This window comes from Flavobacterium nitrogenifigens (assembly GCF_003254565.1).
Lineage (GTDB): Bacteria > Bacteroidota > Bacteroidia > Flavobacteriales > Flavobacteriaceae > Flavobacterium > Flavobacterium nitrogenifigens.
Genome location: NZ_QJRI01000060.1, coordinates 1 through 307 on the forward strand (window position 1 = coordinate 1; position 307 = coordinate 307).

Here is a 307-nt window from a genome sequence, read left to right on the forward strand (position 1 = left end):
GAATCCTTTGCCGTCAATCACGCTTGGAACTGCAAATGCAGTCTGTTTTAATTCCTCAGCCCAAACGGCCAGCTTAAGCTATAGTGCGGCAACAAATTCACCAACTTTATACAGCATTAGCTGGAATGCAAGCCCGACCAATAATTTTTTACCGGTTACAGATGCCGCTTTAACTGCCGGTTCTATAAGCATTGCAGTTCCAGCGGGAACAGCTGTGGGCACATATACAGGAACTCTAACTGTAAAAAATGCAAATGGGTGCATTTCGGCACCGACCAATTTTACAGTAGCCGTGAATCCTTTGCCG

The 307-nt window shown here is 45.6% G+C and carries 1 protein-coding gene; it reads left to right on the forward strand.

The annotated features are described in order from the left end of the window. On the forward strand, positions 1-307 hold a 307-nt coding region (locus tag DM397_RS00255; protein WP_162615418.1), incomplete at both ends, for a hypothetical protein.